This is a genomic window from Marinilactibacillus kalidii, assembly GCF_017599325.1.
Lineage (GTDB): Bacteria > Bacillota > Bacilli > Lactobacillales > Carnobacteriaceae_A > Marinilactibacillus > Marinilactibacillus kalidii.
The window spans coordinates 1-21,344 of record NZ_JAGFVM010000040.1; the positions used below are offsets into that span (position 1 = coordinate 1).

The window sequence follows — 21,344 nt, forward strand, 5'->3', positions numbered from 1 at the left end:
AGGGAGCGTCAAGAAGTTTGTGTAAATAAAGAGGTCCTTCTGTAAAACAAATTCATCTTTTTATTGAAGCTTCAAACATCATTTCCAGTTCTGCTTCAGCTTGTTGGAACCCACGGTGACTTCGAGTTAAAAATTTTTGATTATACATATCAAAATTTGAAACTAAAAAGCGATCCATGGATTCTTCGTTTTGAAATTGTTCTTTACGCCGACTGTACTTTTTGATTTGTTTGTTAAAGGATTCAATCAAATTGGTGGAGTACAAGCTCCTTCGGATCGAAACTGGGAAGTTATAAAACGTAAGCAGACTATCATTTTCTAAAATAGATTTGACTATTTTAGAATAACTAGTGCGCCACTTTTGAGAAAACGCACGGCGCGCTTCAATAGCCTTCTCAAGAGAATCTGCTTGGTAGATTGTCTTAAAATCTTCGCATATTTCTTTACGATCCACTACACGTACCTTACTGGCAAGGTTGCGAGAAACATGTACGCAACAGTGTTGATACGCAGCTTGAGGAAACGCCTGGTGGATCGTATCTTTGATACCTTTCAGACCGTCGGTCGCGAACAGAAGAACATCCTTCACACCGCGTGCTGATAGATCCTCTAGTAATTCCTTCCAAGTGACTGTGGATTCATTAGGGGCAATAGCATAACCGAGTACTTCCTTGGATCCATCTGGGCGTATTCCTACGGCAATATGAACGGCTTCTTTATCAACCGTTTTACGCTTTAAAGGAATATACGTTGCGTCCAAATAAATAACAGCGTAACGCTCGTTTAGTGAACGTTTTTTAAAAGCTAAAACTTCTTCAGAAAACACCTTAGTCATATTAGATAATGTCTGTGGTGTATAGTGATGACCATACATTTTCTCGATCAAATCCGCGATTTCGGACATGGTGATTCCTTTTCGAAAAAGATGAATAATTGTTTCTTCAAGCGTACCGTTGGTTCGCCTATAAGGAGGGATAGTCTGTTGTTTAAATACTCCATTGCGATCGCGAGGTATCTGTATTTGAAGTTCTCCATACTCTGTCTTGACCGTACGGTCATAAGTGCCGTTGCGAGAATTCCCTGAATGGAATCCGATTCGATCATATTTTTCATAATCTAAAAAAGCAGTTAATTCTGTCTTTAAGAGTGTATTTACAGCTAACTCCAAGTGAGAACGAAATAATTCATTCAAATCACCTTTTGTAGCTAGAGTCTGCAAGATATCTGTAGTAAAATTGTTCATAGGGAAGTCCTCTTTTCTGTGAATGTAGTGTGGTAACTCTATTCTACAGAAGGGACTTCCTTTTTTCTATTTACACAAGATATTTTACACTCTCACTAATTAAGATATCAAAAATATGATAGATATGACGAAAAATAAGAAAATAATATAAAGGTCGTTCAATCTAGATTTTGGGTTGAACGACCTTTATATTAATTAAAGATTGTGAGCTCTTTTATTCAATGGTATAGTTTTATTAAAGTTAAACAGTACATATTTAACTATGGATAATCCGTTTAGGCTTCGAATAGAATGTGCATATTATACGAAATTCCATCAATAGTAATAAAGCTAATCACAAAAAAAGAGGAGAAATCGATACAATGAAGTTATTCGGAAAAGAATTGAAAAGCCCAGTAAACATACTATTGGCAGCTATCGGTGCCATCTTATTGACTGGTTTTATTTTAAATTATCCAAAAATTTTTCAAACGATCTATGATACAGGTCGAGATTTCGGAAGAAGCCTTGTTAATCTGTTTATGTCTTAAAACCCAGAACTTCTTATTTACATAATGGAAAGATATATTAAGGAGGTAAAAAAAGATGAAACCAAAAGGTTTGAAAAAAGGAGATAAAGTTGCGATTGTCAGTCTTTCTAGTGGTATTTTAGGAGAATCATTTGCAGCACATCAATTAGCCTTAGGAAAAGAACGTCTTGAAGCATTTGGGCTAGAGCCAGTGGTGATGCCACATGCGTTAGAAGGTATTGAAGCGTTGGAAAACCATCCGGAGTGGCGTGCAGAGGATTTGAAATCTGCTTTTCAGGATACTTCAATCAAAGGAATCATTTGTGCGATTGGTGGAGACGATACATATCGATTACTTCCTTATTTGATGGAAGATCAAACCTTTTTAAAGAACGTAAAAAAGCATCCTAAGGTTTTTACAGGATTTTCAGATACGACAATCAATCACCTGATGTTCTACAAGTTGGGAATGAACTCGTTTTATGGACCCAATTTTCTGAGCGATGTAGCTGAATTAGACAAAGAGCTACTCCCTTATGCAAAGAAAGTGATTTCTGGTTTCTTCGAAGGTAAAGAATTAGAAGGTGTTCTTGAAAGTAGCTGGTGGTATGAAGAAAGAACAGATTTTTCTGTAGAAGCAATTGGCACTAAGCGCATCAGGCATCTGGAGACAAAAGGTATAGAGATCCTTCAAGGAACGAGAAATGTGTCTGGTCCATTATTGGGCGGTTGTTTAGAAAGTTTAGCAGAATGTTTGACCGGCGGACGATATCCAGATCAATTAGATATCATAAACAAGTATAGTATTTTTCCAAACCTAGACGAGTGGAAAGATAAACTACTATTCATTGAAACTAGTGAAGAAAAGCCAACCCCAGAAAGATTTAAAGAGATGATCCTTTCACTAAAAAATTATGGAATTTTCTCAGTAATCAAGGGTGTACTTGTCGGTAAACCTCAAGACGAAGTAGAATATGAAGTGTATAAAGAAATCTTAGTAGAAGTCATAGACAATCAAGATTTACCAATAGCATACAACTTACCTTTCGGACATGCTTATCCAAGATGTATTCTACCTTATGGTGTAGAGGCAGAAATCGTAATCGATGACAGACAAGTTATCTTTAAAGAACCGTATTTCGATAAATGATAGTGAATATTTAAGTAATCGTAACTGAAAAGTTGCATAAAGGTAGAAAACATACTGTGGTATACAGGGTGGTTTCTACCTCTTTTGATTATTTATAAAGACAAGCTAGAAAACGGAGCAATCATACAATAGTAGTATCTAAACAACGATTACGAATCTGTTCACATTTCGGACGAAAAGCGGTTACGTAATTCTTTGCTTTTTTTGCTAAAATAAAGAAAAGATAAAATTGTACTATTTATTTTGATTTTATCATCAAAGGAGTGAGTGGAATGAAACGTTTTAAAAACTGGTTAGATTTAATTTGGCGCTTTTGTCTAGTAATCTATGCTCCTTTCTTTCTTATTTATTATTTACTAGGAATTTTTGATACATATGATTTTTATAGTATTCAAATGTTGAACATGATGGTTTACATCGTGGGCTTTATACTCGCTTTTGTCTCGATTTATCAAACGACTCAACTTAAAGTGGATCTTAAAGATGTAGCTGACTTACATACTAAATTGAAAATGAAGCATTGGAGAGTTGTTAATGAGCAACCTTCTCGAATGATACTTGAACCTAGTTTTGATCGGCCTTTTCGTTGGGTGATTAAAAGCGAAGTAGAGCTGATATTCATTGACGGAAATGCAACGCTCAAAGGTCCTAGAATATATGTACGGACACTAAAAAGACAGCTGAAAAATCAAAAGGTGTTTTGGATAAGAAAACCATTAACGATACTGAGGGACAGTTTATTATTGATAGTGCTAGGGATGACGCTGTTATTCCCCTCTAATTTGGATTGGCAAGCTTTGTGGAGTCAGCGTAAAATCCTTGCGGAACCGTTAGCGCTAACTGAAGTACAAGCAAAACAATTGGGGAATACGAATGAGAATACTCATAATAACGGCTATGCGGTGGAGAACGATGCATTCTTCTTTTACGTAGAATCCAATAACAAAATCGTCAGAACAAATCATGAATTTAAAGAAAAGGAAACAGTGATCAGTGCACCCAATAACTATGGTGGACTGCGTGACTTGAATATTATAGGAGAATGGCTTTACTACACCAAAGATTCTGTCCTTCACCGCGTTCAATTTGACGGTACAAATAAAGAAGTAGTCTATGATTCACCTGATATGTTGGAAATGCATATCGTTGGAAACGAGAGTTACTTTATCATGGAAAACAATAATCGGAATCTATATAAAATCGATCTTAATGAAGGCACATTGACAAAACTGATGGATACTTATGTTACTGATATTTCAATTTATGAGGATTCATTATTTGTTAGTCATCCCGAAGGAAAAGATGGGGAATTTGTCGTAGATCAGCTCAGTTTAGTTGATGGAAAAAAACAGCAAACACTTTTTAAAGAACCTGCTAATCACTTGATTCGTTGGGAAGAGGATTACTATTATTTAGGGAGCGATACGACACTTAAAAAGCTTTCGATTGACAGTTCGTTATCTCAAACATCGCTTACTGAAGAACAACTAGATTATTTCATACCAACAGAAAATGGCATTTACTATACCTATCAACTGAATCCAACAGTAAACGCCAGAGCAGCCTTGCACCATATAAACGTTGATGGATATGAAAATGAATTACTGTTTGAGGCTGATTCGATTCAAGGGTTAGCCCAAATTGGGGATTCACTGCTATTTACTACTGTAGAAGATGAATTGAGCTATACGACTAGAAAAATCGACTTAAAGACCGGTGAAATGGAAGAAATGAATTAAGTAGTGATAGGGAAATCATAAAAAGAAACGTTCTGGGGGAAAGCGTATGTTGAAAAGAAAAGATGAGATTGGCCTCGCTATTAGAGGAATAGTATTGATATTTTTACCAGGATTGGCTTTGGTCTATTTAATTTATGGCATGTTATTTAATGTTGATCTTAACTACTTTACGTTGGGGACAGGATTTGTACTGTATAGTTTTTTGAAATGGTTCAATGATAAGTATATACAGGACGATAGTGTGATCAAGGTAGAGGACAGAAAAGTAGTAGAGACCATACTGCAAGAGGGTAAGTGGGAGGTAATGGATCGCGGACTGGATTGGCTCAAGATTAGACCGAGATTTGATTTTCCCTTCAATTACGTGGTGCGAGACGAAGTGATGATTCATTTTGAAAATCAGTACGCTACGCTAAAAGGCCCTCATTATTACATTGAGACAGTCAAGGATAATCTTGATGGCGATCAATCAATGTGGGAAAAGAAACACCCCTCATTTACGAAAGTCATGCTCTATGGGATTCTTGCTATCCTACCAATTTTGTTGGATGGTGGCTTATATTGGGAAGCGAAAGTGATGTATCACAACGTATTTGCATCGACGAACGAAGTAGTTGAAACCCGAGAAGAAACCACCAAAGGAAACCTAATTGAGAATACGATGAATAGTGGTTATGGTGTTGAAACAAACGAATTCAATTTTTACGTTGAGAATGAAGAAAGAATCATTAGAACGGATAAACAGTTTAAGGAAAAGCAAGAATTGGTAGGCAGAGAGGATCCTTTTGGTATTAGTAACTTGAATCTCGTTGGGGACTGGCTCTATTATGTCGATGGTTCGTCAATAGATAGAATACGATTTGATGGCACAGAAAAAGAAACGATTTATGGGATGGGCTATACGATCGATATGCAAATCATGGGGGACTATATCTACTTTATCAATGAAGAACAAGACTCAAATATCTACCGGATGAATCTAAACGGTGAAAATCTGGAGCGGTTCTTATCTGTTGAAGCAAGTGAGTTTTTAGTACACGACGATCATTTACTGGTTACTTACTTAGAAAACGAAGATGAGTACAACCGAATTACGGAAAGGGTTAGCTTAGATACGCAGAAAAGAACCGAAGTCTTTTCGGAAGATAATGATTCAATCATTGAATGGGAAGGGTATTATTATTATCGAGGCATCAATGCTGAGTTGAAAAGAAGCTTAATAGCAGATCCCACAAAGACAGATATTGTTGTTAATAGTCGGATAAATAACTATACGATCATAGACGATACAGTATACTATAGTCTAGATCAAGACTATCTTAGTCCCATTTACCGATCAAACTTAGACGGAAAAGAAACAGAAAAATTGAATGGACGTTCAAATTATATCAATAACTTTACTAAAGTTGGGGATATCATTCTATTCACATCTAATGATATGAATGACAACTACGAAATGAAGAAAATAGATCCAGAAACAGGATCAGTCAAAAACTTAGAAGAGTAAACAGCGCGTTCAAAAGAAAGAAAGGAGTTAAGGGAATATGAAGATAGTCAAAAATTGGATAGACATTGCCTTGCGGGGAACGCTGCTGATACTAGTACCGGGTTTCTTAATCGTCTACGTGTTGTATCAATTTCTATTTGATGTCTCACTCGATGTTTACTGGTTCGTTTTGTTTATTGTATGGGTCGTCTATACGAAGTGTTTGATCGATACGTATCATGTTGACTCAAAATGTGAGATCATACAAAGCTTCGACGGCATTGAAAAACTGCTCGTCCAAGAAAATTGGGAATTGCTCGATAAAAGTACAACACAATTAATCGTCAGACCAAGGTTCGGTTTTCCTTACAATCTTGTCTTAAATGATAAAGTAACCGTTACGTACCGATCTGGTCAAGTACGTGTAGAAGGACCACTCGAGTATATAAATATTTTTTTAAAAGAAATTCGTGGCGATGAAAAAGTCGAGCAGGAAAAAAAGTGGAAATCATCTAGTGTTGTTTTATCGTTACTTATCTTTTTATTACCTATCTTGCTAGATGGCAGTATTTGGTGGGAAGTGAAGACCTTTTACCATAATGCTTCTGCCGGCACAACTGTTCAAGTTGAGGCAGTAGAACCTATGACCTCTGGAAATCTTGTGGAAAATCTCCATAACGGAGGATTTGTTGTAGAGGATGAAGAAGCTGTCTACTATATTGAACAAGGGAATAGAATCGTTCAAACAACAAAAACCTTTGAAGAAAAAGAAACGTTAATGAAAGAAGAAGGTGCTAGCTACCTCAATCTCAATCTTGTAGGTAACTATTTATACTTAACAGATGCGGGCGTACTCAAAAGATTATCGCTAACGGACGGCAGTCTTGAAGTTGTCTATGATTTCACTTATGTGGATGACATACAGATTCAAGGAAAGTGGATTTATTTCTCGAATTACCAAGATGATTTCAATCTTTACCGTATGGATTTAAACGGAGGAAATCTCAATAGAGTCTTTAAAGGAAATATTCGAGGCTTCAGTACCTACAAAGATCATGTGCTAGTCAATTATATCGAGAGAGATCACTTCAAGGTTAGTCGAATGGATAACGGAGAAGATAGTTGGAGAACAGTTATAGAAGAAGAAGCCAGAGACATGACAGAGAAAAATGGTTATTACTATTACATTAATGAGAACGGACAACTCTACCGCAAAACAGTAGATAATCAAGCAAAACCAGAACGAATCGTGGAAGACTACGTGCACAATTATACGATCACAGACGAAAATATTTACTATTCTGTCTATATTTCAAGTCCTGACGCCACCAATGGTGTCTTCAAAACAGAATTGGATGGGCAGCACTCCACACACATCTATGAAGCAAACACAGCTGTGGAACTTGGTGTGGTAGGAAGTAAAATACTGATGAAGATTGAAAAGGAGCAATCGTCAGATAACATTAGGATATATGATGAAATGAGTAAAGAAGTTAGTGGGTTAGAATAGCATTAAGACAAAAGCGGCTAAGAAAAAACGTGTGATTTTAAGAGTCTATTTAATGGGCATTCTTCAAAGAGCTAGATTGCATGCTGATTAATTAAAATAAAGAAGGTGAATAAACTGTCAAAAAAATTAGGAATATTTGTAGTAATTATTTACCTAATACTCGTATTTTTTTTAAGAAGAAACGAGATCGTTGACAATATCGAAACGGTTATGATGACAACAGTATTTTTAATGATTGTTGTTTTTCTTACTAGTGATAAGAAATCTAAACAAAAGCGATAGATATCAATGTCATTGAAAATATAAAAGAAGCTGTCGCTAATGATTATTAATTAGCGACAGCTTCTTTAGTTAGTTATTAATGATTCTGATAGAAAAAGTTCTTATTTATACTGATACATAAACCGTTCCATATAATAAATCAATGTTTGATTGTAAAAGCCAGGGAAGTAGAAGTCACTGGCGTGTTCACCGTAAGGCATACGCAGAATGGCGATTGATGGGTTGTTATTTTCCACATAGGCATCTTCAAATAACTCTGATACACGCGGGTCCACGATTGTGTCGTGTTGTCCTTGATAGACAAGTGCAGGCGGACTGTCTTCTTCTACAAGCATTGCAGGGTCAACGAGTGCGTCTTCACCCGTGATATTTTGGTATCCTGCTAATCCATTTGCTGGATAAATCGGAATAATACCACTGACGGTCAAGCGTTCATCTAATAGATCTGTATATTGACCACTAGCTAATCCAAGTGCGACAGCGTTAGCTAAATGGCCACCAGCTGAGCCACCTGAAACAAATACAGAATCAAGATTTGCGCCATATTCTTCTTGGTGATCAGCTAAGAAAGTGGTAAAGATTCCTAAATGACGGACCATATCATCGATGGAGAAGTCACCAGCGATTTCATCAGGTACGGTCGCAAATTTCATGAATTGGTCTTGATCATTCAATCCATATTGAACATCGAATACGACGTAACCTTGTGCTGCAAAGTATTTATTTACTTGCGAATAGTTTTCAGCACCTTTATCACCACTGTTCCAACCACCGCCATGAATGCGGATCAAGGTTGCGCCCTCTCCAGGCAATTGTGCTGCATCCGTAGGTGGAGTGTAGGCGTCAAAGCGAAGCGATAGGCCATCGTCGACTCCTTCTGTTCCTTCGTAAAATAAAACATCTTCGGTTACATTGTAAGCGGTAGAAGGTGTACCAAAGAAATAATCAGGAATCGAAATCGGGCTGCTCATAAATAAAGGATCATCTTCACCAATCGTATGCCAGTTTTCACCAAACGCTTCAGTGTAAGTGTCTTCTGATTTATCTAGTACAGAGAAGATTGTCGTCAACGGTAAACTGAAAAAGGCAAATAAAGATAGACCGAATACGGATAAGAGTAGTCCTGGCATTGAAGGTAATTTGATTGTTAACACTTTTATCAACAAGCCCGTAAGACTAAGGAAAATAAAACCATAGAACAAGCTATATTGAGAAATTAAAACTTGTAGTAAACCGACATCTAGGTTTGTTACCATTACGAAGGCAAGAAAAGTACCAAGCAGTAAGCATAAAGAAATAACGGTCGCTAGAATTCCTGTTACTATTTTCTTTGTTTTTTTAGTAGGTGCTTTTCTTAATGAATAGGGTCTATAAGTGGGTCGATCCACTTGTGGTTTTGGTTTCCACGTAATGAACATGCCTAATAGCATCATCACAAAAAGGATACCGATCGACAATAAACTTCTAGAGGTCTCATTGGTAGGCGAAAGGGAAGCAGCGGTGTTCAATAGCATCACTGCAAGTAAGCCTATACTAGAAAGTAGTAAGTAAAGCCAATCTATCTTTCTGAATGGACTCCCAATTGTACTGGCAATGATATTACCAAGCAGTGTGAGGATCAGTAGTATGCCAAAAGCATTTGAAAGTATTGGATTTAACGGTACGAAAAGGTAAACAATACTAAGTAAAAATACAACACTATTCATTGCAAATAAAGATTTAAAGAAAGGTTTCATCATTTCACTCCAAGGTGTGATGATTTAATGAAGTCATCACTGATAGTTTGTGCACAATTCATTGTATGCAATAAATGAAGGAGTTGCAAATGAAGGGGTTTATAAATCTAGTATGATAGCATAGATAAAATTCAAGTTAGTAAATAGCTTTAACCGTGTAATTGCTTAGTAAAATCTTTTTATTGTAGCGGCATAAAGGTACATCTGTTTTAGAAAACAATTTGCATCAATAATAAAATAGGACATTCTAATGAGAGTACAAAAAATAACAGTAGAGTAAAATAAGAGGCAAATCGTTATACTATCTATTTTTGTAAATGGATAAAAAAAAGAGTCTAATGACGAGAGAGAGTTCTTTGGTAAAAGAAGGTTGGACATTTTTTCAACATGCAAAGAAGCTTGGAGATGTTCACTTGTGGGATGGACTAGATGCCTCTTACTTATACAAAGCTTCTGCCACTTTAACAGAGAGTGGGGATCAAGCGAAAAGCCGATTTGGTTGCCGAACTATAGAAATAGATTCAGAAAAAGGCTTTTTTTAAACGGAAGAGCTTATTTACTCAACAGGGTATCTAGACATCAAGATCGCTTGTTACAGGGTAATAGTTAAAATGAAAAATACCCTAGGAAGTATTTTTCGGAGTAACGTTGCACTTTTCTAACAATTCAAGATACAAAAACCCCCAGAAGTTAGAATGTTTACGCTATCTTCTGGGGGCGGCACCTTATCATTTACTAGTGAGCTTTTATTTATAGTTTTTGAAAATAGCTATTGCTCTGTACGGGAAAAGGTGGAAGTCTTCCTCCGTCAGCTGATTCTAATTCTGAAGCTGTTGATAATAGATTAAATAAGGCAATGAACATAAAAGCTCTAAGCAAGGTTTTTTTCAATGTTTTTCACCTCCTTATTCTCAATTTCTTCAATCCTCAAGTTAGCCATTAAGCTAAACTTAGAATTTTCTTGTATTTCAAAAAGAGAGTGGGCTATTTTGTAAGATCTAACTGCTTCTTCGGATTGATTTAACTTATTCAGGATATATCCCTTATGATAATATAAATCAGCTAAACCTATTATGGAATTACTTTTTTTTGAGATATCTATTCCGTGAAAAACTAACTCTAGAGCCTCTTCATTATTATCAAGCCTTTCTAAACATAATGAGTAATTTATTAGTAGTTTTATCTTGGACTTTATTGCAATGCTATCAGAGAACCATTTTTTACTTATTTCAAAATATTTTTTAGCTTTTTCTAAATTATTCATTTCGTAATGGACAATTCCTATACTACAGGTAACATCTACAGCAAAATCGGGTGGTAGTTCACATGTATTTAAGCTGTTAAATTCACTTATTGCTCTATCTGGATTGTCTTCATTATAGTAAAATAGTAAGCCTTTAATCCAACGAAAGTAAAACGCATAACACTTCTGTTTATGATCATTAATGATTTCAGCGTTAGATTTAACAATAAGCTCAATCATTTCGTAATCTCTTTTAGATAGGCTAAGGTCAATCATATTCCTTATTTCTTCAATCTTTTTATCTGCAGTTGCTTTCATACCTTTATCTTTAAAAGAGATGAGGTCAGCACTCAGACGCTCTCCGAGTTTTGTCAAAATGACAGAATTAGGAATGATTTCATCATTCTCAATTTTGCTAATCAAAGTCTGAGCACATATATCCGAGGCGAGTTGTACTTGGGTTAAATTAAGCTCTTTTCTAATTCTCTTTATTTCTTTTCCAAGGCTCATAATTTTTCTACTCCTAATTTTCACTAATATTTCATCTAATTATATTAATATTCTAAAAATTAGTCAATTTATTTTAATAAATATATTGATTTACTAATTTAAATTTAATATAATTGCTTTATTGGATTAATATTACATAATAATTCAAAATAATATTAGGAGGTGCTATTTATGGAAAATCTATTAGAAGTAGAAGTTGTAGAACAAGAAGTTGAAATGTTTAACGACGTTGAGAGCGCAAGTCTACGTAGTAACTACTCTACATGTTCATGTTCTCCTCAACCAACACCTTGTCCAATCAGACCATAATAAAAATAGAGAGGTGTATACATAGAAAAATAGTATACACCTCTTAATTTTTATACATCTATAGTCAAATACTAATTGCGTTAATGCATTATTCCTGGAGGATATGAAATGAAGTTGATAAATGACAACATCCAAACTGGAGATTACATAGTTGAAAGAAAACCATTACTTAATATTAAAAATAAAATTGAAGATACTAACATACTATCTGTTTCACAAGCAGATAGTATAATGAGCTTTTGGGAAAATGAAGATATTAAGAAAGCGATACATAGCTCTAATACTGGATTGTTCTATAGTCTTAATAATTTCAATGATTTAAGTAAAAAAAAGAAAAAAGGCGCTATATTATCTTTAACGAATTATTTACTCCGTATGCACACAAGACCAACTCCATTCGGACTCGCTGCTTCTTTTAATATGCAAAGCCTTAACACAATGGGTAGTACAGAGAAAAGCAAATATGTAAATATTTCCATTAGTAGTCAACTAATGGAAAAAATTGTATCGACCTGTGAAGATGATTCTATGATTGTGGAGGCACTACGGTTGAAGGTCAATCCTTTACATTTGAAGCGTGAAAAAGAAGTAATCTTTTTATATAGAGATACAGATAGTACAACAAGCAGTATTAGTAAATTAAAATCCAATGAACTAATTGAATTACTTATATCTACGTGTCATGAGTTTGTTCACTTTCAAGATATTTTCAAGATGGTGAAGGTACAATTCGAGGAGATAGAAATTCCTACTTTTACTCAATTTGTAAAGAAACTACTACGCAATGATTTTTTAATCTCGAATTGCAGAAGATCTTTATCAGAAGAAAATCCGCTCAGCGAAATATTGACTATTTTAGAGTCAATCAGTCCAAGTAGTGAAAATCTTGTTAAATTAGTTAGCGAGTTGAAAGAAATACGAAGTTACACAAATACTATAAACCATGAAGACTACTTTAAAGTCGTAAACAGTTTCGATACCAACCAAAATAATTTTGCCATAATTAATGAGCCATCTTTTAATAAATGGTTCAATATTGTATTGATAAAGGAAGAAGAAATACTTAATACTAAATTAATTTCTCATTCTATAGAAATCATTGATGAGTACTTATCGTATTTTTCTAACTGGAATACTCATAATCTAATTCCTAAAAGCTTAGTAGAATTCTTTATAGGTCGATTTGGTCATGAATTAGTTTCAGTGAAAACGTTAGTTTATGATTCTGATTTCTACGAGGAACTTATTAAAGAAAAAGAGGTTGATCTGGTAAATGATAACTACTATTTATTAAAAGATAAAATCATAGAGGCTATTTATAATAAAGAAAAAATAGTTTACATTGATGATTCTTTACTCTCTGAGTTAAAAGATCCTAACGAGACTAATGATTATATTAAACCGAATGGCTACGAGTTAATTTGTTATTTGACAGACGAGTTATGTATTCTAGAAAAAGGTATAGGTAGCAATGCTTTAGGAAAGTTAAATGGACGTTTTTTAAATAGTTTGGATACCTTAAAAAAAGACAATTATCAAAAAGAATTAAGTAACTTACTATTTGAAGAATACAATGAGAATTACATTCTTGCTGAAATAACCTGTAGCCCTTACGACTCGAAAATGGGAAATATACTATCGTCCTCGTCAATTTTTAAGTATGAAATTCCACTTAATACTGTGGAAACGAAGGGTAAAATTCCTATTTCACTAGATGACTTATATTTAGGCATTGACAATAACTCATTTTACATATGGTCAAAATCTTTACAAAAAAGAATAATACCCTATCAATCTAATTCTGCAGCACTAAACAGTAAATTACCTAGAATGTATTTATTTTTATCAAAATTGGGTTTAGATATGCAATCATTAATTAGCGATATCAGTACTCTACCTGAACTTCAATTACCATATTTACCAGAAATTAGATATAAGAATGTTGTTGTTCGAAGAGCCGAATGGAAGGTAGATAGTAAAATTATTAAAGCGGCCAAAAACGGCCATAATTTCAAAGAAAGGATGAATTTCTGGAGAAATAGATATAGCGTTCCGCAAATAATCGGACTCTCTAAAGGTGATTCACCCACAGTATATAATTTAGAAAACGACTTGCACCTTGAACTGCTATGTAAGGAACTAAAAAATAGCGAAGCTGAGTCATCATATTATGTTTTTATTGATGTGAAATATCAGTTAAAGCATGGTGCTTTTTCGCAACATATTATAGAAGTTGGAAATGCAACATACTCTCCCAAAAAAATCACCAGTATAGCCTATAGAAAAGAGAAGCAATCTAACGCTATATTGTCAATAAAGGACAATTGGATATATTTAAAGATTTATTTTAATCGTTTTCAAAATTTTGAGGACTCAATTCTTCCTAAACTAATTATAGAAAAATACAAAGTGGATCTTGATCAATGGTTTTTTGTGAGATATAAAGACGAGAAAGATCATATTCGGCTAAGATTCAAAGTGAATGAAGACAAGGATATAGCGTCTATTTTAAGGAAACTTACTATTGATTTAGATAAACTGATTTATGATCATCAAGTTGACAGCTATACTTTAGATCTATTTGAACCTGAGTACTCTAGGTATGGTGGAGAACAAAGATTCAAACTGATGCTGGAATGGTTTCAGGAAGATAGTGAGTGGTTCTTCAGAAAAGGTAAAAACACTAAAGTGCCAGAAGTGGTTTATAGTACTTTTCTAATTTTAAACAAACTAGGTCTAACTAACTATGAGATAAACGAGGTTTTCAAAGTTTACTCCTTGAGTACTAAGAAAGAGTATAGATTGGTTAAGAATTCACTTTACAAACTTGAAAATTCCTATGATGCAGACAATAGAACAAGAAAAGTTGGGGAAAAACTCCTTGAACTAAAAGCAAGTTTATCGTCTATGTATCACGAAGAATCAAGAGAGATTATTTTAAGTTTAGTGCACATGCACATCAATAGACATCTAGGTATTGATCGAGAAAAAGAATTTCAAGTTTATGGCTTAGTATCTAATTTTGCATTATCAATGCATTACTTAAAAGGAGACGCAAAAGATGGTAAGTGAATATAAGGTTATAGGGGATGCAGAGGACTTTGCTGCTCATTATTTGAAAAATAAGCTATACAATACACCTGATAAATTAACCCTAGGGGACGGATTGCCAGGTTTCTGTCTTTTATTATCAGAAATATCTAGTGGTAGTAATTACTTTACTGGAGTTAAGGATGAACTCGTAATCGATATAGTTAGTGAAATGAATAAAACGAAGTTGAATTTGTCGTTATGGAGCGGTCTATGCGGAGTAGCTGTTGGTATATCAGCTCTTAATACCGATGGTAGATACAATAAGATACTAATGAAAATTGAGAAAAGTATTATTGCATCATTGAAGTTATACTTTAAAAATAATGATCTTGATAAAGCCAAATTAGAGAACAACATGTTCAAGTATTACGATTTATTCTCTGGTTTCTCTGGAGTATTAGTATATTTAGTAAATAGTAATGTGCAAATTTTTGAAAAAGAGCGTAAAGACTTGATTGCTAATATATTGAGATACTTCTCATTATTGACAAAATATTCGGTATATAAGGATAATAAAGTTAGAAATTATACAATTCTCGAGAAAAACATGACCGATAGTATGAAAAATGATTTTAATCATAATGTCGTAATCCTTGGTAAATCTCACGGTATTTCAAGTGTTTTATCGTCAGTTAATATGATTCACAAAAGTGATCAGTCTGATTTAAGTGAGAATATAAAAGAAATTCTCGTAGACGAAATAGAAAAAACCTATGATAGAAATTGTATTTTTCCGACCTTTCTATCTAATAATGAATCAATGCAAAAAGAAACGTTTATCAACAATTCTTGGTGTTATGGTAGTTTTCCAATTTTAAATACATTAATGAGCGTGGAAAGTGCTGATATATATTTAAGAAGGCATATCGAATTTTTAGAATCTGATGATTCTTATATATCAGGTTATAACAATGTAGATATATTTTGCCATGGTAAGTCAGGATTGGCATATTTAATCCATAATTATTACCTGAGCACAGGTGAGCCTTTAGCTCTCAAGAAAAGACAACAGCTTATATCAGAATTAAGTGAAGTTGAGACTGGAAAGAGCATTTTGAAGTATAGAGATGAGAAAGATAATAAATCTACGAGGAAAGTTGGTCTTTTAGAAGGACAGATTGGGGTTCATTTAGCGCTAATTAATATATTGAAAGAAAAAAGATTTGATTTGGACTGGATTTTCTTAGTCGATAATCTATAAGAAAGGAGAAATAAAATGAAGGAGTATTTAAAATTTGAAACCCGACTTTTTATTAAAGATCCAAAAGTCATTTTTCTATTTTTAAGTATAGTAGCTTTTTTAATAGGTCTATTGGCTTATATTCCTTATCATAATATCGATAGTATCAATGATAAAACGCAGATAGAGCTAAATTTAGTTAGAGATGCAATTGCTAGTTATCCTATGCACATTGTAGGGGAAAACCCTGATGCTTTTCCGGAATATAATGAAGTTTTGCAAGAATCTCAGCTTTTAGGGAGACAGGAGGTAGCGTTGAATTTTTATGAAGATCTGCAAGCATACTCAGAGATAGGATTGGCGTTAGCTGATAATCGAGTTAATGCTCATGAGATAGGGTATGACGAAATAAGTTCCTCTTATACAGTTCCATATGAGCAAGCAAGAAAAGAAGGCGTATTTTACGAATATTTATTAAGTCAAAACATTGAAATTGAAAGAAATGCAGAAAACACCGTAAGTTATATAGTGATAGCAACTAGTTATTTTAGTAGTGTATTTTTCTTGTTTATTTTATTTTTATCGAATGATATTTTGACCAAGGATGTAGAACATAAAACTTTGTTAAGGTCTTTTCCGATAGATGAGAATCAAAAAACCGTAAGCAAGTTAATAATACATACCGTGGTAACACTAACCTCATTAACTGGCTTATTTCTATTAGGATATACCATCGCATCTTTTGTATTTAGGTCAGGAAATTTAGATTATCCTCAAATCTTATTTACGGGTACGGGATATGAGGGCATAACTACTGTTCAGTATTTAGTAAGAACTCTTTTGCTAGCTGCGGTCCTTCTTGTACACACTATACTGTTATCAGCAGTATTAAATTCTATACTTAATAATAAATATCTAACCATTTTTGCAGGTGGGAGTTTGTATGTCATGAGCTTTCTCTTTTCAAGTTCAATTAGTTTTTTCAAATATACACCCTTAAATTACTTGAATATAACAGATGTCCTAAGTGGCGTATCAGCTGATAAGTTTAATCAGAGCTCCAATACTTTTAGTAGAGCAACGTTCATACTATTGATATGGAGTGTCATTTATATTATTGTTCTATCATTATTTTTCTCTCGAAAAAATAAAATTGAAGCTAAACCTGTAAGGGAGGGAAATTGATATGAAAGTATATTATTTATTTGAAATAAAATCTTTCATCAGAAACAAAAAGAATATAGCAGCATTTATATTGTTATTGTTAGCTACATTGTACTACTCAATTATCTTATCACCTGAGTATGTACCGAATGAAAGAATTAATGAAACTGAAATAAGACAAGATTATGAAGAAATGACTAGTTGGTTAGATAACATGCGAGGAGACGGAATAAGTGAAGGATCTGCATTTGCATTGAGCTACTTTCCGGAGCTGATCGAACTAAACGAAAAACGTCTAGCTTCACTAGAGGAAGAAGATTTTCAAACTTATGCGGAAACCACTTCAGATTGGTACCTTTATCAAGATGATTGGATTTATTCTAGCCCTGAATTTCTATCGTATAACAGAGCTTATTATGGTATTGAACAAGACTATCCTCAACAAGAGGGGCGGTATTGGTATATGGATACCGCTAATAGATACGAAGCATACACTAATATGACGAGAGAAATTAATCCATCAATCTTAGAAGAGAAAACTGGGCTTCAAACTGGTTTTAGAGTCTGGAATACCACATTAGTACCAGTTGTTCTGATAGGATTAGTCGTAATTTATTCAAATGACATAGTTACTAAAGATAAAAAACACCTCTCTCTAGTTAGGAGTTTTCCAATCTCATTTAGCGGTAAACTTTTGGCAAAAACAGCAGTAGTTTTAACAGCGAGTTTGTTTACATCTATATTATTATTTATGTTAGGTATTACGATTGTCAGTTTTAAAAATGGGTTCGGCAGTTTTTCTATACCAGTATCTATCTTTAAAGGTCCGATACTTTCTGTAGCTAACTACGATACTATTACTATTGGAACTTTTTATCTACAAGCTTTTGCATTACTATTAATGATTTCATATGCTTTTACAAGATTCTGTGTCTTGTGCAGTTTATTATTTAAAAATGAATACGTCACGTTACTGATTGGTGGAGCACTCATATTTACTGAGAGACTGTATTATATTCGAGGCGTTGGCTATTTCTCCAATTTAGATTTAATACCTTCTTCATTTTTCTCTATTGGACAGGTACTATCTGGCTATCAGAATCATCTTTATAATTCTTCCTCAATATCTTTTCAAAATGGAATACTTTCTATTTTGGTACTAATATTGGTAATTGAACTATCTCTCTTTATAGTAAATAAGATACCTTTCGTTCGATCATATGTGTAAAGGAGAATTGATATGTTAAAAATAAGTAAAATTTATAAATCTTTTGGAAAAAAAGAAATATTAAAAGAAGTAGATTTTGAAGCAAATAGAGGAGAAATAATTGGACTGGTAGCACCAAATGGAACAGGCAAGTCAACTATTTTAAATATTATTATGAACTTTCTTTCTCCAGACTCAGGCAGCATATCAATATCTGATAAGTATGACTATAGTTCTAAAAAATTAGAAATAAAAATGCATCAACATCTTTCTTTTTTACCAGAATTGAGCGACCTTTATGAAGAACTCAATGGACTTGAACACTTAAGGCTGTATGCAAAAATGTGGAAAAAAGACGTAAGAAGAATAGAAGTAATCATAAGTGATCTTAATATGGAAAGTTACGTAAAAAAACCTGTTAGAACCTATTCTCTTGGAATGAGACAAAGGTTAGCGTTTGCGATGTTACTTGCTGCGGATACAGACATAATGTTAATGGATGAAGTTATGAACGGGCTTGACCCTGACAATGTAACATTAATAACAAATATTTTGATAAAGTTAAAATCTCAAGGGAAAATTATTTTAATAGCTTCACACTTACTGGATAATCTGGACTTATATGCTGACAGGATTCTTTTTTTTAGAAATGGAAATATTCTTTTAGAGACGAGAGAAGAAGATAAAGACAACCTAGATCAAACATATATAAAAATACACTTAAATACAAAAGAATATCAAAGAATAATCAGTAATAAAACTATTCCAAAAGGTAGCCGTTATATTGCCGATAAAATATTAGCAATTCCACTCAAAGAACTATCAAAAGATGAAATAAGCAATTTGATTCAATTTTTCCTTGACCAAAACATATTGAATATAACCATAGGCCAAATTGGAACTGCTGAATGGTACGAGGAATTTTACAATAAGATGGTTTAATAAAGAAAATTGTTGACTGGGAGGACGTTACCGTGAAAGAAAAAGTTAAGCTAGCTAAAATAATCATTCTTGAACTCTACGAATTCCAATCGAACATTTTTCTGATGATTTTAGTCAACATACTATTATTAACGTGTATACCTTTTTTGCAGTTGGTTTTGTCCTCTCAAGTCATTAGCTGGCTAATAAATGGTATTTCTATTGATGTGTATTTAGCAAGACTAATACTTTTTATTGGGCTTATTGGAATTGGACAAGTAGCTCAGTCCTTTTTGAACGTTTACTTTGAGGAGAAAATCAATTATTTCAGAACGCAATCTATGTACAAAATTAAAAAGAAGTACCTTTCGCTTGATTATCCCTTAATCATAGGAAAAGAATCTCAAATAAGATATAACAATGCTAATGAACTTAATTATAGTAATGGATCTTTATTTATTCGAATTATTTCAGAGATTATAAACTTAGGTAACGCAATATTAGGGTTAATCTTGTACATCACCGTTCTTAGTCAACTAGACTCTTTATTTTTGGTGTTAATTTCGATATTTATTATTTCAGCTGCTTTATTAAATTTCCTTCAGGTTAGATTGGATAAGAAACTATTTAATGAAATAGCCGTCAACACACAAAAGCTGAAGTACTTAAGTAAAATTTATGGAGAATCAAAATTACTAAAAGACGTAAGAACATTTAGGATGCAAGAATGGTTTGAAAAAATTGAGAATCAGACAAGAAATTCTTATTACAACACTTTACTTCCAAAGGTCAAGTTAAGTTTAATTGAGAGTTCTATCTTAACTATAGGTGTACTATTAATGTCTGCTTTATCATATTTTCGAAGTGTTAATATGATTATATCTGGTGATATTCCAGTTTCTAGTTTTGTTATTTTTGCAGGTTCAGTGACTATCTTAGCTCAAACAGCAATGGGGTTTATTACTTCCATGGGAGATGCTACTAGAAGTCTTAATGAAATAAAGATATATGATGATTTTATGTCTCAAAAGCAAGTTTTCAATCATAATAAAGGTCAATTAATTCCTAAAGGGCGAATCACAATTGAACTAAGAAATATATCGTATACTTATCCAGATAACTCTGATCCAACGATAAATAATTTATCTCTAATGATACAAAATTTCGAAAAAATAGCTTTAGTTGGGGGGAATGGGTCAGGGAAATCTACTCTAATCAAACTTATTACCGGTCTTTTGAATCCTGATGAAGGGATAATATTGATTAATGGTATTCCAAGAAATCTGTTTAATATTAATGATTACTATTCTTTATTTTCTCCGGTTTTTCAAGAGAAGTATTTATTAACCTATACAATTAAAGAGACAATATTGCAAGGACTAGATTACAAAAAGGAAAAGTATGAAAGAGTATTAAAGATAAGCGGTATGTTAACTGTTGTCAAAAATCTAGATTTAGGAGATGAAACGAAAATAGTTAAGGCTGTTTATAACAATGGGATTAATTTATCTGGAGGACAGTTGCAAAAATTGAAACTTGCCCAAGCACTATACAAAGATTCTCCTATTCTAATACTAGATGAACCTACGGCAGCATTAGATCCGATTGCAGAGCATGAAGTTTATAAAGCATATTTTCGTCTTTCAGATAATAAGATGTCTATATTCATATCACATCGCCTTGCATCTACAAAATTCTGTGATAGAGTGATTTTTTTGAAAAATGGAAAGATTTCTGAGTCAGGAACTCATCAAAGCCTTATGAACAAAAAAAGCGACTATTATGAGCTTTTCGAGGCACAATCGTACTATTATAGGGATGTTAATTAGAGGAGGGGAGCTCAATCAATAATCTTAATCATTTTGTTCGTGCTTTCCTTGATTTGTTTAAAGTAGGAAAAAAGTACTATGGATTCTTAATTATTCATTCTTTTACAACATCAAGTTTACCTTTTCTAGGATATATATATACGACACGTATAGTTGATGCGTTAACTAGAAATAGCATAACTAGAATCCAGAATTATGTAATAGTATACCTTGTGCTTTCAGGTTTACTGCAA

General features: G+C 33.5%; 16 protein-coding genes. 13 read left to right on the top strand and 3 right to left on the bottom strand.

What is annotated here, in order from left to right; genetic code table 11:
* Positions 1 to 52: 52 nt before the first annotated feature.
* Positions 53 to 1,243 (bottom strand): IS256 family transposase, encoded by a 1,191-nt coding sequence (locus tag J5J05_RS09555; RefSeq protein WP_208559633.1) that lies wholly within the window; start codon positions 1,241 to 1,243, stop codon positions 53 to 55.
* A gap of 362 nt (positions 1,244 to 1,605) precedes the next feature.
* Here J5J05_RS09555 and J5J05_RS09560 point away from each other — a divergent pair, with 362 nt between their 5' ends.
* The 5 genes from J5J05_RS09560 to J5J05_RS09580 all read left to right on the top strand — a co-directional run bounded on the left by J5J05_RS09560 (position 1,606) and on the right by J5J05_RS09580 (position 7,637).
* Complete coding sequence (locus J5J05_RS09560) at positions 1,606 to 1,773, top strand: bacteriocin (protein ID WP_208560462.1); 168 nt, start codon at positions 1,606 to 1,608, stop codon at positions 1,771 to 1,773.
* 55 nt (positions 1,774 to 1,828) lie between these two features.
* Positions 1,829 to 2,902, top strand: coding sequence for a S66 family peptidase (locus J5J05_RS09565; protein ID WP_208560463.1), 1,074 nt, complete (start codon positions 1,829 to 1,831; stop codon positions 2,900 to 2,902).
* A gap of 272 nt (positions 2,903 to 3,174) precedes the next feature.
* Positions 3,175 to 4,641, top strand: coding sequence for a DUF5050 domain-containing protein (locus J5J05_RS09570; RefSeq protein ID WP_208560464.1), 1,467 nt, complete (start codon positions 3,175 to 3,177; stop codon positions 4,639 to 4,641).
* Between the two features lie 46 nt (positions 4,642 to 4,687).
* Positions 4,688 to 6,148 (top strand): DUF5050 domain-containing protein, encoded by a 1,461-nt coding sequence (locus tag J5J05_RS09575; protein WP_208560465.1) that lies wholly within the window; start codon positions 4,688 to 4,690, stop codon positions 6,146 to 6,148.
* Positions 6,149 to 6,185: 37 nt separating this feature from the next.
* Positions 6,186 to 7,637, top strand: coding sequence for a DUF5050 domain-containing protein (locus tag J5J05_RS09580; protein ID WP_208560466.1), 1,452 nt, complete (start codon positions 6,186 to 6,188; stop codon positions 7,635 to 7,637).
* A gap of 383 nt (positions 7,638 to 8,020) precedes the next feature.
* Here the strand turns inward: J5J05_RS09580 and J5J05_RS09585 are convergent, their stop codons facing one another.
* The gene (locus J5J05_RS09585; protein ID WP_208560467.1) at positions 8,021 to 9,655 is read right to left on the bottom strand and encodes an alpha/beta hydrolase; all 1,635 of its coding nucleotides are present in this window, start codon (positions 9,653 to 9,655) and stop codon (positions 8,021 to 8,023) included.
* Positions 9,656 to 10,011: 356 nt separating this feature from the next.
* Between J5J05_RS09585 and J5J05_RS09590 the strand changes: the two genes are divergently transcribed.
* Entirely contained in the window at positions 10,012 to 10,197 is a 186-nt protein-coding gene (locus tag J5J05_RS09590; RefSeq protein ID WP_208560468.1) for a hypothetical protein, read from the top strand.
* Positions 10,198 to 10,526: 329 nt separating this feature from the next.
* Here J5J05_RS09590 and J5J05_RS09595 read toward each other — a convergent pair whose 3' ends face one another.
* Entirely contained in the window at positions 10,527 to 11,408 is an 882-nt protein-coding gene (locus tag J5J05_RS09595) for a helix-turn-helix domain-containing protein (RefSeq protein ID WP_208560469.1), read from the bottom strand.
* A 171-nt stretch (positions 11,409 to 11,579) separates the two neighbouring features.
* Between J5J05_RS09595 and J5J05_RS09600 the strand changes: the two genes are divergently transcribed.
* The 7 genes from J5J05_RS09600 (at position 11,580) to J5J05_RS12970 (ending at position 21,111) form a co-directional block, all read left to right on the top strand.
* Complete coding sequence (locus J5J05_RS09600; protein ID WP_208560470.1) at positions 11,580 to 11,717, top strand: hypothetical protein; 138 nt, start codon at positions 11,580 to 11,582, stop codon at positions 11,715 to 11,717.
* Between the two features lie 108 nt (positions 11,718 to 11,825).
* Positions 11,826 to 14,789, top strand: a complete 2,964-nt coding sequence (locus tag J5J05_RS09605) for a thiopeptide-type bacteriocin biosynthesis protein (protein ID WP_208560471.1) — start codon at positions 11,826 to 11,828, stop codon at positions 14,787 to 14,789.
* Positions 14,779 to 16,011 (top strand): lanthionine synthetase LanC family protein, encoded by a 1,233-nt coding sequence (locus J5J05_RS09610; protein ID WP_208560472.1) that lies wholly within the window; start codon positions 14,779 to 14,781, stop codon positions 16,009 to 16,011. Before J5J05_RS09605 ends, J5J05_RS09610 begins: the two co-directional genes overlap by 11 nt.
* Before the next feature lie 15 nt (positions 16,012 to 16,026).
* Complete coding sequence (locus J5J05_RS09615) at positions 16,027 to 17,175, top strand: hypothetical protein (protein WP_208560473.1); 1,149 nt, start codon at positions 16,027 to 16,029, stop codon at positions 17,173 to 17,175.
* A gap of 1 nt (position 17,176) precedes the next feature.
* Positions 17,177 to 18,382 (top strand): hypothetical protein, encoded by a 1,206-nt coding sequence (locus tag J5J05_RS09620; RefSeq protein ID WP_208560474.1) that lies wholly within the window; start codon positions 17,177 to 17,179, stop codon positions 18,380 to 18,382.
* Between the two features lie 12 nt (positions 18,383 to 18,394).
* The gene (locus J5J05_RS09625) at positions 18,395 to 19,303 is read left to right on the top strand and encodes an ABC transporter ATP-binding protein (protein WP_208560475.1); all 909 of its coding nucleotides are present in this window, start codon (positions 18,395 to 18,397) and stop codon (positions 19,301 to 19,303) included.
* Between the two features lie 32 nt (positions 19,304 to 19,335).
* On the top strand, positions 19,336 to 21,111 hold the full coding sequence (locus J5J05_RS12970) for an ABC transporter ATP-binding protein (protein WP_208560476.1): 1,776 nt from the start codon (positions 19,336 to 19,338) through the stop codon (positions 21,109 to 21,111).
* Positions 21,112 to 21,344: the final 233 nt, after the last annotated feature.